General features: G+C 70.8%; 11 protein-coding genes. 6 read left to right on the top strand and 5 right to left on the bottom strand.

All coding sequences use genetic code 11. The features are described 5' to 3' along the window. Positions 1 to 5: 5 nt before the first annotated feature. The 3 genes from HUO13_RS21475 to HUO13_RS21465 all read left to right on the top strand — a co-directional run bounded on the left by HUO13_RS21475 (position 6) and on the right by HUO13_RS21465 (position 3,568). Entirely contained in the window at positions 6 to 1,703 is a 1,698-nt protein-coding gene (locus tag HUO13_RS21475) for an amidohydrolase (protein WP_211896908.1), read from the top strand. After that, the gene (locus tag HUO13_RS21470) at positions 1,700 to 3,007 is read left to right on the top strand and encodes an MFS transporter (RefSeq protein WP_211896907.1); all 1,308 of its coding nucleotides are present in this window, start codon (positions 1,700 to 1,702) and stop codon (positions 3,005 to 3,007) included. Before HUO13_RS21475 ends, HUO13_RS21470 begins: the two co-directional genes overlap by 4 nt. 138 nt (positions 3,008 to 3,145) lie before the next feature. Next, positions 3,146 to 3,568, top strand: coding sequence for a CBS domain-containing protein (locus HUO13_RS21465; protein WP_211896906.1), 423 nt, complete (start codon positions 3,146 to 3,148; stop codon positions 3,566 to 3,568). A 56-nt stretch (positions 3,569 to 3,624) separates the two neighbouring features. On the opposite strand, the gene HUO13_RS21460 is transcribed toward HUO13_RS21465, so the two are convergent. After that, positions 3,625 to 4,659, bottom strand: coding sequence for an ABC transporter substrate-binding protein (locus HUO13_RS21460; RefSeq protein ID WP_211896905.1), 1,035 nt, complete (start codon positions 4,657 to 4,659; stop codon positions 3,625 to 3,627). 227 nt (positions 4,660 to 4,886) lie between these two features. On the opposite strand from HUO13_RS21460, the gene HUO13_RS21455 reads away from it, so the two are divergent. Beyond that, complete coding sequence (locus HUO13_RS21455) at positions 4,887 to 6,101, top strand: IS110 family transposase (protein ID WP_211896904.1); 1,215 nt, start codon at positions 4,887 to 4,889, stop codon at positions 6,099 to 6,101. Positions 6,102 to 6,126: 25 nt separating this feature from the next. On the opposite strand, the gene HUO13_RS21450 is transcribed toward HUO13_RS21455, so the two are convergent. From HUO13_RS21450 to HUO13_RS21440, 3 genes are read right to left on the bottom strand one after another with little or no spacing between them, the layout of a single operon-like run. Then, on the bottom strand, positions 6,127 to 6,969 hold the full coding sequence (locus tag HUO13_RS21450; protein WP_211896903.1) for an ABC transporter permease: 843 nt from the start codon (positions 6,967 to 6,969) through the stop codon (positions 6,127 to 6,129). Beyond that, on the bottom strand, positions 6,938 to 7,783 hold the full coding sequence (locus HUO13_RS21445; protein WP_249123921.1) for an ABC transporter ATP-binding protein: 846 nt from the start codon (positions 7,781 to 7,783) through the stop codon (positions 6,938 to 6,940). The genes HUO13_RS21450 and HUO13_RS21445 overlap by 32 nt, the downstream gene beginning before the upstream one ends. 3 nt (positions 7,784 to 7,786) lie before the next feature. Then, positions 7,787 to 8,005, bottom strand: coding sequence for a hypothetical protein (locus HUO13_RS21440; RefSeq protein WP_211896902.1), 219 nt, complete (start codon positions 8,003 to 8,005; stop codon positions 7,787 to 7,789). 374 nt (positions 8,006 to 8,379) lie between these two features. Between HUO13_RS21440 and HUO13_RS21435 the strand changes: the two genes are divergently transcribed. Continuing rightward, positions 8,380 to 9,033, top strand: a complete 654-nt coding sequence (locus tag HUO13_RS21435) for a response regulator (RefSeq protein WP_211896901.1) — start codon at positions 8,380 to 8,382, stop codon at positions 9,031 to 9,033. A gap of 90 nt (positions 9,034 to 9,123) precedes the next feature. Further along, positions 9,124 to 13,104 (top strand): HAMP domain-containing protein, encoded by a 3,981-nt coding sequence (locus tag HUO13_RS21430; protein ID WP_211896900.1) that lies wholly within the window; start codon positions 9,124 to 9,126, stop codon positions 13,102 to 13,104. A gap of 64 nt (positions 13,105 to 13,168) precedes the next feature. Here the strand turns inward: HUO13_RS21430 and HUO13_RS38120 are convergent, their stop codons facing one another. Next, positions 13,169 to 13,297: a hypothetical protein gene (locus HUO13_RS38120; RefSeq protein ID WP_282974056.1), complete on the bottom strand. Its 129-nt coding sequence runs from the start codon at positions 13,295 to 13,297 to the stop codon at positions 13,169 to 13,171. Between the last annotated feature and the right edge of the window lie 89 nt (positions 13,298 to 13,386).

The raw sequence follows: 13,386 nt of genomic DNA, 5'->3' as shown, positions 1-13,386 counted from the left end.
GACCGATGCTGGATCTGCTGTTGCGCAACGGCGTGGTCCGCACCATGGACGACCGGCGCCCGAGGGCCTCCGCTGTCGGGGTGCTGGCCGGACGTGTCGCCGGTCTCGACGAGGAGGTGGCGGGGGTGCCTGCGCGCACCGTCGTCGACTGTGACGGTGCGGTGCTGTTGCCGGGTTTCGGTGACGCGCACAACCACATGGCCTGGTACGGCATGGCGCTGTCCGAAGTGGACCTGACCGGCTGCGCCACCCTCGAGGAGGTCCACGCCGCGGTGGCGCGGCGGGCCGCGGGCCTCGACCACGACGGCTGGGTGGTCGGCAGCGGCTACGACGACACCGTGCTGGGCGCCCACCCCCACCGCGCGGAGCTCGACCGCGCCGGCGGTGGCAGGCCGGTGTGGCTCAAGCACCGTTCCGGGCACATGTGCAGCGTCAGCAGCGAGGTGCTGCGGCGGGCGGGCGTGCTCGACGGGACAGCCGAGGTCCCCGAGGGCGGCGTCGTCGCGCGCGATGCCGCGGGAAGCCCCACCGGGCTTGTCGAAGAGCAGGCGCAACAGCTGGTGAACGCCCTCGTCACGCCGGTACCGGTGCACGAGTTGGCGGACGCGGTCGCCAGAGCGGCGCGCAACTACGTCGCCGAAGGGCTGACCCACGTGGTGGAGGCCGGCATCGGCGGCGGGTTCATCGGGCGCAGCCCCGTCGAGCTCGCCGCCTACCAGCTCGCCCGCGAGCGCGGTGAGCTGCCGTTGCGGGTGCAGCTCATGGTCGCGAGCGACGCGCTGCACCCGCTGGCCGGTCACCGCGACGACGACGTGCGCGTCGGCCTCGACCTGGGCATTCGCACCGGGTTCGGCGACGACCACCTGCGCATCGGGCCGATGAAGATCTTCCTGGACGGCTCGATGGTCGGACGCACGGCCGCGCTCACCGAACCGTTCTGCGACCACGCGCACGGCTCCGGCTACTTCCAGAGCGATCCGGCCGCCATGCGCAGTCTCGTGGTCGACGCGCACCGCAGCGGCTGGCGGGTCGCCGCGCACGCGATCGGCGACTCCGCGGTGGACGTGGCGATCGAGGCCTTCGCCGCCGCGCAGCGCGAGCATCCGCGGCCGGGCGTCCGCCACCGCGTCGAGCACGCCGGGCTGGTGCGGCCCGACCAGATCACGGCGCTGGCCGAACTGGGGCTGGTCCCGGTACCGCAGGCGCGGTTCCTGCACGAGATCGGCGACACGATGTTCGACGCGGTCGGGCCGGACCGGGCGCCGTGGCTGTACCGGCACCGCTCCTTCCTCGACGCCGGGTTGCGAGTTCCCGGCAGTTCCGACCGGCCGGTCGCGGCCGGAGCGCCCCTGCTGGGCGTGCAGTCCATGGTCGAGCGCACCAGCCGGACCGGCCGGCTGCTCGGCGAACACGAGCGCGTCACCGCCGAGCAGGCGTTGCGCGCCTACACCACCGAAGCCGCGTGGGCCTCGTGCGAGGAGTCCGACCGGGGCCGCCTCGCGGCGGGCCTGCACGCCGACCTGGTGGTGCTCGGCGCGGACCCGCTCGGTGTGCCCGCCTCGCGGATCGGCTCCGTCCCCGTCGTGGCCACCTTCGTGGCAGGGCGCTGCGCGCACGGCGCGGACTGGGTCGAGTCGCGGACCACCGGCGCCTCGCCGCAACCCGGCCCATCACCCGCAACCTCCTCCGGAGCCGCCAGATGACCAGCACAGACAGCCACCAGGCACCACGGGTCACCGACGCCGAGGCCGGCCGGATCGCCTTCGCCGCGTTCGTGGGCACCGCGCTGGAGTGGTACGACTACTTCCTCTACGGCACGGCCGCGTCGATCGTGTTCAACCGCCTGTACTTCGCCACCGGCGATCCCGTCGTGGCGACCCTGGCGGCCTTCGCGTCGTTCGCGGTCGGGTTCGTCGCCCGGCCGGTCGGCGCCGTGATCTTCGGCCACGTCGGCGACCGGATCGGCCGCAAGCGGTCGCTGATCATCACGGTGACCATGATCGGCGTTGTGACCGGGCTGATCGGCCTGCTTCCGGACTACACCGCGATCGGCGTGGCCGCGCCGGTCCTGCTCACGCTGCTGCGGGTGCTGCAGGGCGTCGCGGTGGGCGGCGAGTGGGGCGGTGCGGTGACCCTGGCGGTCGAGCACGCCCCGCCGGAGCACCGCGGCCGGTACGCCGCACTGCCGCAGGTCGGCTCACCGATCGGCACCTTGCTGTCCTCCGGTGCGTTCACCCTGGTCTCGCTGATGCCGCCGGAGACCTTCGACGCGTGGGGCTGGCGGCTGCCGTTCCTGGCGGCGATCCCGTTGCTGTTCGTGGCGCTCTACCTGCGCCGCCGGGTCGAGGAGTCGCCGCTGTTCACCGTGCTGCTCGAACAGCACGAACGCGCCTCGCTGCCGGTGGTGGAGGTGCTGCGCGACTCGCTGGGCCGGGTGCTGACCGGGCTGTGCGCCTCGCTGCTGGGCGTCGGCGGGTTCTACCTGCTGACCACCTTCGTGATCAGCTACGGCACCGAGACGCTGGGACTGCCCCGGTCGCTGATGCTCTCGGCAACGCTGGTGGCGGCGGTCGTCGAGATCGCGGTGCTGCTGGTATTCGGCAGGCTCGCCGAACGCCTCGGCCCCGGAACGGTGTGCGTGGCGGGCAGCGTCGCCTCGGCGGTGGTGGCCTTCCCGGTCTTCTGGATGCTCGACACCCGCAGCGCGCCGCTGGTGGTGCTCGCCGTGACGCTCGGAGTGGCGTGCCTGTCGGTGCCCTACGCAGTGTCCGGCTCGCTGCTGACCGAGCTGTTCCCGCCGCACCTGCGCTACAGCGGCGTGTCGATCTCCTTCAACCTCGGCGGCGTGGTCAGCGGGTTCGTGCCGCTGGCGGCCACATCGCTGATGGCCGCGGGCGGCGGTTCGTGGGCGGTCGCGCTGCTGCTGGTCGGGCTCTCGGCGCTGACCGCCGTCGGTGGTTTGGTCGGTGGCCGCCTGCGGGTAAGGGACGAGGTGAGCGTCGCCTGATCCGCCGTCACCGGGTGTCGGGCGGCAGGGGACGCCCAGCCGACCCGACCCGGTAGCGGCCGCCGCACGCGGACGGCCGAGCGAGCCGGCCGCGGTGCTCGCACCGCCGACTGGCTGAGCGTCGAAAGGAGAGATCTCATGACGACGGCTCGCGACATCATGCACGCAGGCGCCAAGTGCGTGAACGAGGGGGAAAGCCTGCAGAAGGCCGCTCAGATGATGCGTGATCTCAACGTCGGCTCGCTGCCCATCTGCGGCAACGACGACCGGTTGCACGGCATGATCACCGACCGCGACATCGTGGTGAAGTGCTGTGCCGAAGGCAAGGACCTGTCCCAGGTCAAGGCGGGTGAGCTCGCGCAGGGGACCCCGCACTGGGTCGATGCCAACGCGGACATGAAACAGGTCCTCAACCTGATGGAACAGCACCAGATCCGCAGGCTGCCGGTGATCGCCGACCACAGGCTGGTCGGCATGATCAGCGAGGCCGACCTGGCCCGCAACCTCAGCGACGAGCAGCTCGCGCACTTCGTGGAGAACGTGTACGCGACCAGCGGCTGACACCACCGCACGAGGACGGCGGCGGGGTTCGCTCCGCCGCCGTCCTCGTGCGCGGGTCAGGGAGCGGGTGGGAGGTAGTCGTTGGTGTAGGTGCGCGTGAGGTCGATGTCGGCCCCGGCGACCTCCGGGATGAACCGGGCCAGCACCGACCGCACAGCCTCGGCCCCGTCGGCCTCGATCCGGCCGTCCGGTGAGTAGGCCGCCTTGACCTGTTCGATCGAGCGCACGTAGACCTGCCGGTCGCCCGCGGCGTACTCGGGCGGCATCCGGTCGGCGATCTCCTGCGCCGAGTGGGTCCGGATCCACTCCAGCGCCCGGACGATGGCCGCCGCGAGGCGCCTGGCCTGCTCGGGGTGCGCGTCGAGCCACTCCCGCGTGGAGTACAGGACCGCGGCGGGGTAGGTCGAGACCCCGAAGTCCTCGCGCACGCCCTGCTCGGTGCGGGTGTCGGTCAGCACCCGGACCCGGTCGGCGCCGACGCGCTGCTGCAGCTGCGACACGGCCGGGTCCAGCATCACCGCGGCGTCGACCCTGCCCTGTTCCATCGCCGCGACCGCCGTGCTGTCGCCGCCGACGCCCTGCACGATCGCGTCCTCGGCGGCGAGCCCGTTCTTGACCAGCAGGTACTTCAGGAAGAAGTCGGTCGACGAACCGGGCGCGGTCACCCCGACGTTGGCCCCCTTCAGATCGGCCACCGAGTTGATCGGCCTGCTCGCCTTCGGCGACACCGCCAGCACCAGCGACGGGTAGCGCAGCATGTTCACGAACGACACCACGTCGCGGCCCTTGGCCTGCATCTGGATCGCGTGGTCGTAGTAGCCGCTGACCACGTCGACGCTGCCGCCCTGCAGCGCCTGCAGCGCCTTGGAACCGCCCTGCAGGTCCTCCAGCTCGACCTGCACCCCGGCCTCGCGGTAGAAGCCGAGCCGGTCGGCCAGCGTGGTCGGCAGGTAGACCAGCAGCGGTTGCCCGCCGACGCCGATGCGCACGGCCGGGCCGGAGCCGCTGCCGGGTTTGGGCGCGCAGCCCGCCGCCACCGCCAGGACGGCCAGCAGCGCCGCCACGACCATCGAGAGCTTCCTGTTGCGCATGTTGCCTCCATAAGATCGTTGGTGTTCAGGACGTGGTGTTCTGGATGCCCAGGGCGGCGGGGTGTGGCTGATGTTGTCTTGCCGTTGGGTGGCTCCCGAGGAGTGGCCGCCTCGCTGTTCTGGACGCCCTGACCGCTGATTGAGATCTGTGCGCGTGGTCGCTGTTTATGGAGCTGCCGGCGGGGTCGTCCACGGGGTTGAGCTGGGATGACGGGAGGACGGGCTCGGTGAAGGTCCGCGAGATCGTCTGGGTCGGCATCGACGTCGGCAAGCACACCCACCACGCGTGTGTGGTGGACGAGACCGGCAAGGTCGTATTCAGCCAGAAGGTCACCAACGGCCAAGTTGCGATCGAGGCGTTGATCGCCCGGGCCGGCAAGAAGGCAGGCGAGGTGGTCTGGGCGGTGGACATGACCTCCGGCGCCGCCGGCCTGCTGATCACGTTGTTGCTGGGCACCGGGCAGCCGGTGGTCTACGTGCCCGGGCGGCTGGTCAACCGGATGGCCGGAGCGTTCGCCGGCGAGGGCAAGACCGACGCCAAAGACGCCCGCACCATCGCCGAAACCGCCCGCATGCGCGGGGACCTGACCCCGGTGACCAGCCCAAACGACATCGTCTCCGATCTGGGTGTGCTCACCGCCCGCCGCGAGGACCTCATGGCCGACTGGGTGCGCGGAATCAACCGGATCCGCGAACTGCTCGCCTCGATCTTTCCGTCGTTGGAGCGGGCGTTCGACTTCTCCACCCGCTCCGCGCTGATCCTGGTGACCGGGTTCCAGACCCCCGACGGCGTCCGCGCCGCCGGAGAGGACGGGCTGCGGTCCTATCTGACCGAACACCAGGCCCACACCCGCAGCGTCCCGTCCATCGTGGACAAAGCACTGGCTGCCGCGAGCGAGCAAACCGTGGCGCTGCCCACGGAAACGATCACCGCGCCGCTGATCGCCCGGCTGGCCCGCCAACTGCTCGAGCTCGACCGGGAAATCAAAGACCTCGACAAACAACTCGGCGAACGCTTCGAAACCCACCCCGAGGCCGAACGCATCACCAGCGTCGACGGTTTCGGCACGATCCTGGGGGCCCAGCTGCTTGCCGACACCGGAGGCGACCTGCTGACCACCTTCGGCAACCCTGGCCGCCTGGCCGCCTACGCCGGCCTGGCCCCCGTCCCCCGTGACTCCGGGCGCGTCCGCGGCAACCTGCACCGCCCGAAGCGCTACCACCGCGGCCTGCGGCGGGTGTTCTACCTCGCCGCGCTGTCGAGCATCAAACGCCCCGACAGCCCCTCCCGTTCCTTCTACCAGCGCAAACGCGGCGAGGGGAAACGGCACACCCAGGCATTGATCGCGCTCGCCCGCCGCCTGGTCGACGTGATCTGGGCACTGCTGCGCGACGGCCGCACCTTCCAGATCACGCCACCGCCCCAGACCGACGCGGCTTGACACGATCATTGAGACTCCTCGCTCCCTAGTGCTGCTCGTGCGCGCCGGGCTGCCAGCGCAGCAGCGCCCGCTCGATCCGGTTGACCAGCAGGTCCACCACGACCACCACCACCGAGAGCACGACCATGCCCGCGAACACGCCGGTGGTGTCGAAGGTGCCCTCGGCCTGCGAGATCAGGTAGCCGACGCCCTCGGAGGCGCCGAGGTACTCGCCGACGACGGCGCCGACGATGGCGAAGCCCACGCTGATGTGCAGGCTGGAGAAGATCCAGGTCATCGCGCTGGGCAGCAGCACGTGGCGCAGGAGCTGCCCCTCTCGCGCGCCGAGCATGCGGGCGTTGTCGATCAGCACCCGGTCGACCTGCCGCACGCCCTGGTAGGTGTTGAAGAAGACGATGAAGAACACCAGCGTGACGCCGAAGGCCACTTTGGACCAGATGCCCAGCCCGAACCACAGCAGGAAGATCGGCGCGAGGACCACGCGGGGCAGCGCGTTGAGGACCTTGATGTAGGGGTCCAGCACCGCGGCGAGCACGCGGACCCTGGCCAGCAGGAACCCCACGCCGAGCCCCAGCAGCCCGCCGATGACCAGGGCGAGCGCCGCCTCCAGCAGCGTGACCCCGAGGTGGGAGAGGATCTCGCCGCTGGAAAGCCACTGCCCGACGCGCTGGGCGATGTCGCCGGGAGAGCTGAAGAAGAACTCGTCGATCACCCCGGCGCGCGAGCCGGCCTCCCAGCCCGCCACGACCGCCACCCCGAGGCCGAGCTGGGCCAGCAGAATCAGCGGCCGTCGCCGGGAGGGCGCGGGCACCGCGACGTCGGCTGCCGGCGTCGAGTCAGTTCCCGGTGCTTGCGAAGCCGCGGTCATAGGTCGCCATCACCTCGTCCCGCAGGTCGGACCAGATCGCGCGGTAGGTCTCGGTGAACGCCGGGTCGGCGCGGATCTCCAGCAGGTCGCGGGGCCGGGGCAGCTCGACCGGGTATCCGCCCACCAGCCGGGACGCCGGGCCCGCCGACAGCAGCAGCACCTCGTCGGACATCGACACCGCCTCTTCGAGGTCGTGGGTGACGAACAGGACGGTCTTGCCGCTGCCGGTCCACAGCGACAGCAGCTCGTTCTCCATCAGTTGGCGGGTCTGCACGTCCAGCGCGCTGAACGGCTCGTCCATCAGCAGGATGTCGGGATCGCCGATCCAGGTCTGGGCGATCGCGGTGCGCTTGCGCATGCCACCGGAGAGCTGGTGCGGGTAGGAGTCGGCGAAGCCGGTCAGCCCGACCCGGCCGATCCACTCGCGGGCACGCTCCCGGCGTTCGGCCTTGGCCACGCCGCGCAGCTCCAGCCCGAAGGCGACGTTGTCGGCGACGGTCTTCCACGGCAGCAGCGCGTCCTGCTGGAACAGGTAGCCGGCGTGGCTGTTGAGGCCGGTCAGTACCTCGCCGTGGACCCTGACCTGCCCCCGCGACGGTCGCAGGAGCCCCGCGACCGCGTTGAGCACGGTGGACTTGCCGCACCCGGTGGGGCCGACGACGGAGACGAAACGTCCCCGGGGGATCGCGAAGCCCACGTCTCGGACCGCGGTGTAGCCGGAGCCGCGCGACGACGGGAAGGTCATCGTCACCGACTCCAGTTCGACGGCGGGCGGCTGCCCGCCGGGGGATGGACGGTCGGGTGGTGCGTCCACTGGTCACCTCCTGGTGCTGGTGGTGCTGGGGTCGTGGTGGCCGAGGCGCCGGCAGCCGGTGACGCCCTGGTCCAGCGGTTGCGCGCTGCGTCGCCGAACCGCCGGCGCGGCGCCGCGACCCCACGACGGGACCAGAGCAGCGATCTCGGCCGGGCCGGTCAACAGCCGGTGGTCGCCGTGGCGGACCAACAGCAGTGCGGTCTCGCCGGTGCGGTCGCGCATACCCCTGTCCTCGTGGACCTCGCGCCAGGGGCGGCCCGTCGTGGTGGGCGCAGACCGCGTCGAGCACCGCCGTGGCCTTGCCGAGCATCGGGATCGGCCGGGCCGGGTGCTTCGCCGCGGTCATGGCGCCACCTCCACATCGCGGAGCCGGACCCGCATTGTGGCGTGCGTCACTCTAATGGGCAATAGCCGGGGGCTCCGCGTGGCTGTGCGGAGGTGCGGCGGTGTCGAGCGCGCCCACTCGTGGTGGGCACAGAGTCTTCAGGGTATTTATCCTGGTCACTGCCTCCGCACGGCCAGCGTCGAAAGCGTGCTGCACCGCCCTGGGGACCGAAGGGGCGGGCTGCGGCGGTTGGAAGGGCAGGGGGAGCGACATGACGACACGAGTGTTCGTGGTGGACGACCACGAGGTGATCCGTCGCGGCATCGCCGCACTGGTCACCGCCGAGAGCGACCTGGAGCTCATCGGCGAGGCATCCACGGTCGCCGAGTCGCTGGCGCTGGTGCCGCAGGCGAAACCGGACGTGGCGGTGCTCGACGTCCGGCTGCCCGACGGCAACGGGGTGGAGCTGTGCCGGGAGCTGCAGTCGCGCCAGCCCGGACTGCGGTGCCTGATGCTCACCTCCTTCGACGATCACGACGCGCTCATGGACGCGATCATCGCGGGTGCGGCGGGTTTCGTGCTCAAGGGCGTGGTGAGTGAGGAACTGGTCAACGCCATCCGCACCGCGGGCTCGGGCGAGTCGCTGCTCAGCGCGAAGAAGACCGAGGCGATGCTGGCCTGGCTGCGCCGCGAGCAGGAGCAGGCCGACCCGCTGCGCGAGCTCACCGCCCGCGAACGAGAGGTGCTCGAGCTGATCGGCGAGGGCCTGACCAACCGCGAGATCTCCCAGCGCATGTACCTGGCCGAGAAGACGGTCAAGAACTACGTCTCGCAGATGCTGTCGAAGCTGGCGATGCGCCACCGCAGCGAGGCGGCCGTGCTGGCCACCGAGCTCCGCCTGGACAAGGACTCGCGGAGGCACTGACCTGCGGCGCTGGGCATTGTTGCCCTGTGCGGGCCGCCGCGGAGTCACCTAGATTCGCGCTCAAGAGCAACGGCTGGTCGGAGGGCTCTCATGGCACTACCGTCGCAGCGCGGTGCGGCGCGCTCCGAGCAGCGCGGCGACGCGGTGGGACAGACCGTCAACCAGGCGATGGCGCAGCGGCTGCTGGCCGGTCTGCGCGACCTGCGGGACGGCAACTTCCGGCGCAGGCTCGTGGTCTCCGACGACGGCCTGTGGTCCGAGATCGCCTCGGCGTTCAACGAGCTTGCCGAGCGCAACCAGGGCCTGGCCGCCGAGCTGGATCGGGTGGGCCGCGCGGCCAACGAAGGTGAGTGGCCGATCGAGCCGGTGGCCGCGATGGGCCCCCCCGGGGGGAGCTGGTCGAACAACGCCGCCGCGGTGAACGGGATCGTGCGCAACGTCCTCGGCCCCGCGACCGAGCTGAGCCGGGTGCTCGACGCGGTCGCCAGGGGCGACCTCAGCCAGCGGCTGCCGCGCCGTGCCGGTGACCTCGCGCTGCCCGGCAGGCTCGGTTCGCTGACCTGGACCGTCAACGGGCTGCTGGACCAGCTCTCCACGCTGACCGCCGAGATCAGCCGCGTGACCGGTGAGATCGGCACGCACGGCCGCCTCGGCGGTCAGGCGCACGTGCCGGGGCTGGAGGGGGCCTGGCGGGAGCTGGCGGACTCGGTGAACGAGATGGCCGCCGACCTCACCGGACAGCTCCGCGACATCTCCCAGGTCGCCAAGGCGGTCGCCGCGGGCGACCTCACCCGCAAGATCACCGTGGAGGTCTCCGGCGAGACGCTGGAGCTGAAGAACACGCTGAACACGATGGTCGACCAGCTCTCGGCGTTCGCCGACGAGGTGACCCGGGTGGCCCGCGAGGTCGCCAGCGAGGGCAGGCTCGGCGGTCAGGCGGAGGTGCCCGCCGCCGCGGGCACCTGGCGCGCGCTGGTCGAATCGGTCAACTTCATGGCCAACAACCTCACCGCGCAGGTCCGCAACATCGCCCAGGTGGCCACCGCGGTCGCCCGCGGCGACCTGAGCCAGAAGATCGACGTGGACGCCCGCGGGGAGATCCTGCAGCTGAAGAACACGCTGAACACGATGGTCGACCAGCTCTCGGCGTTCGCCGACGAGGTGACCCGGGTGGCCCGCGAGGTCGGCACGGAGGGCAAGCTCGGCGGTCAGGCCAGGGTGCACGGCGTCGCGGGGACCTGGAAGGACCTCACCGACAACGTCAACATCATGGCCGACAACCTGACCAGCCAGGTCCGCAGCATCGCCACGGTGGCCACCGCGGTCGCAGGCGGCGACCTGTCCAAGAAGATCACCGTCGAGGCCAAGGGCGAGGTGGCCGCGCTGGCCGAGACGATCAACGGCATGGTCGAGACGCTGCGCGCCTTCGCCGAGCAGGTCACGCTGGTGGCCCGCGAGGTCGGCACGGAGGGCATGCTCGGCGGTCAGGCCAGGGTGCCCAACGTGGCCGGCACCTGGAAGGACCTCACCGACAACGTCAACTTCATGGCCCGCAACCTGACCAGCCAGGTGCGCAACATCGCGCAGGTGACCACGGCGGTCGCGCGCGGCGACCTGTCCAAGAAGATCGACGTGGACGCCCGCGGTGAGATCCTGGAGCTCAAGACCACCATCAACACGATGGTCGACCAGCTCTCGGCCTTCGCATCCGAGGTGACCCGGGTGGCCCGCGAGGTCGGCACCGAGGGCAAGCTCGGCGGTCAGGCCGAGGTCGCCGACGTCTCGGGCACCTGGCGGCGGCTGACCGAGAGCGTCAACCAGCTGGCGGGCAACCTCACCGCGCAGGTCCGCGCGATCGCCGCGGTGGCCACCGCGGTCACCGAGGGCGACATGACCCGCCAGATCACCATCGACGCCTCCGGCGAGCTGGCCGACCTCAAGGACAACATCAACCGGATGATCGGCAACCTCAAGGAGACCACCCGCACCAACCAGGAGCAGGACTGGCTCAAGACCAACCTGGCCCGGATGTCGGCGCTGATGCAGGGCCTGCACGATCTCGACGCGCTCTCCTCGCTGATCATGAGCGAACTGACCCCGCTGGTCTCGGCGCAGCACGGGGCGTTCTTCCTCACTCGCCAGCAGGACGACGCGGTCGTGCTGGAGCAGACCGCGGGCTACGGCAGGCCGGTCTCGCACAACGGCTCACCGGTGCGCTTCGCCCTCGGCGAGTCGCTGGTCGGGCAGGCCGCGGTGGACAAGCAGACCATCCTGGTCGCCGAGGCCCCGCCGGACTACATCCGCATCGGCTCGGGGCTCGGCGGCTCCGCGCCGGTCAACGTCGTCGTGGTGCCGGTGCTGTTCGAGGGGGAGGTCCTCGGCGTCATCGAGCTGGCCTCCCTGCGCCCGTTCACCCCGCTGCACCTGGACCTGCTGGAACGGCTGAGGGAGACCATCGGCATCGACGTCAACACCATCGTCGCCAACTCCCGGACCGAGGCGCTGCTCGGCGAGTCGCAGCACCTGGCCCAGGAGCTGCAGGCGCGGTCGGAGCAGTTGCAGCGCCAGCAGATCGAGCTGCAGCGCTCCAACACCGAGCTCGAGGAGAAGGCGGCGCTGCTGGCCAGCCGCAACCGCGACATCGAGCTCAAGAACATCGAGATCGAGCAGGCCCGCCAGGAGCTGGAGGAGCGCGCGCACGAGCTGTCGCAGGCCTCGACCTACAAGTCGGACTTCCTGGCCAACATGTCCCACGAGCTGCGGACCCCGCTCAACAGCGCGCTCATCCTGGCCAAGCTGCTGGCCGACAACATGGAGGGCAACCTCACCCCGCAGCAGGTCGACCTGGCCAAGACCATCCACTCCGCGGGCACCGACCTGCTCCAGCTCATCAACGACGTGCTCGACCTGTCCAAGGTGGAGGCAGGGCACATGAGCCTGCTGCCCGAGGACGTCGAGCTCAGCGAGCTGACCGAGCACGTGGAGTCGCTCTACCGGCCGCTGACCGAGGACAAGGGCCTGGAGTTCTCCGTGGTGGTGGCCCCGTCGCTGCCGCCCAGCCTGCGCACCGACCGCAACCGGTTGGAGCAGATCCTGCGCAACATGCTGTCGAACGCGGTGAAGTTCACCGACAAGGGAAAGGTGGAGCTGCGGATCCGCCCGGCCCCGGCCACCGAGGTCACCGTGCCCGCGCTGCGCTCGGCCGGGCAGCGGGTCGCGTTCGCGGTGCGCGACACCGGGATCGGCATCCCCGCCGACAAGCTCAGCCGGATCTTCGAGGCTTTCCAGCAGCTCGACGGCACCACCTCGCGCAAGTACGGCGGCACGGGGCTCGGCCTGTCCATCAGCAGGGAGCTGACCACGCTGCTGGGCGGGGAGTTGCAGGTCCGCAGCGATGTCGGGGTCGGCAGCACCTTCACCCTGTACCTGCCGGTCGAGACGGAGGTCGTGGGCGGGGAACTCGTGCCGGAGGCCGGGCGGAACGGCGGGTCGCAGCTCCAGCCGGGCCACGAGTCCGCAGAGCGCAAGCCGGTCACGGTGGCCTCGGAGACGGCGTTCGACGTCTCCGCCGAGGGCATCGACCCGCCGTTCCGGGTCTCGGAGCTGGCCCGCCGGGAGGCGCACGCCCACGAGCCCGCCGAGCAGGAGGTCGTGCCGCCGCACGACTCGATCCGGTTCAACGGCGAGAAGGTGCTGCTGGTCGACGACGACCAGCGCAGCGTCTACGCGATGACCACGCTGCTGGAGCAGCACGGCCTCCAGGTGGTCTACGCCGACAGCGGCGTGGCCGGGCTGCAGGCGTTGCAGGAGCACTGCGACATCACGGTGGTGCTGATGGACGTGATGATGCCCGAGCTCGACGGCAACGCGACCATCGAGACGATCCGGCAGATGCCGCGCTACCGGGACCTGACGGTCATCGCGGTCACGGCGAAGGCGATGAAGGGCGACCGGGAGCGCAGCCTGGCCGCGGGGGCCACCGACATCATCACCAAGCCCGTGGACGTCAACCGGCTGCTGGACCTGCTCTCGGTCTACCTGCCCGCGGGCTACGGGCACGAGGAGACCTGAGGGATCTTCCAGGGGCTTGCGTGACGGTGCCGGTTGCCGGGGTGGGCGAGAAGGAGGAAGCCGGTCAGTCGGTCGACTCGCCGGGCTCGGGGGTGGTGGGCAGCTCGTCGAGCTGCTCGTGCAGCTTCTGCGCCCACGCGAGATCGCGCGCGAAGGTCGCGTCGTAGTGGTCGATGCCGTGCGGTTGCGCCATGGTCCTTCCCAACGATCGGCTCCAAATCGGTGACCGGAAAACGATAGTCGCTGGTAGCGGCGTTTCCACGGGCGGGCCGCGAACTCGTG

Origin of the sequence: Saccharopolyspora erythraea, from assembly GCF_018141105.1 — a bacterium.
Classification (GTDB): Bacteria; Actinomycetota; Actinomycetes; order Mycobacteriales; family Pseudonocardiaceae; genus Saccharopolyspora_D; species Saccharopolyspora_D erythraea_A.
This window is presented reverse-complemented; position numbering and strand designations above follow the sequence as displayed.

Coding starts and splice junctions, on each gene's coding strand:
- HUO13_RS21475 (WP_211896908.1), top strand. CDS start 6: ATGCTGGATCTGCTGTTGCGCAACGGCGTGGTCCGCACCATGGACGAC.
- HUO13_RS21470 (WP_211896907.1), top strand. CDS start 1,700: ATGACCAGCACAGACAGCCACCAGGCACCACGGGTCACCGACGCCGAG.
- HUO13_RS21465 (WP_211896906.1), top strand. CDS start 3,146: ATGACGACGGCTCGCGACATCATGCACGCAGGCGCCAAGTGCGTGAAC.
- HUO13_RS21460 (WP_211896905.1), bottom strand. CDS start 4,659: ATGCGCAACAGGAAGCTCTCGATGGTCGTGGCGGCGCTGCTGGCCGTC.
- HUO13_RS21450 (WP_211896903.1), bottom strand. CDS start 6,969: ATGACCGCGGCTTCGCAAGCACCGGGAACTGACTCGACGCCGGCAGCC.
- HUO13_RS21440 (WP_211896902.1), bottom strand. CDS start 8,005: ATGCGCGACCGCACCGGCGAGACCGCACTGCTGTTGGTCCGCCACGGC.
- HUO13_RS21435 (WP_211896901.1), top strand. CDS start 8,380: ATGACGACACGAGTGTTCGTGGTGGACGACCACGAGGTGATCCGTCGC.
- HUO13_RS21430 (WP_211896900.1), top strand. CDS start 9,124: ATGGCACTACCGTCGCAGCGCGGTGCGGCGCGCTCCGAGCAGCGCGGC.
- HUO13_RS38120 (WP_282974056.1), bottom strand. CDS start 13,297: ATGGCGCAACCGCACGGCATCGACCACTACGACGCGACCTTCGCGCGC.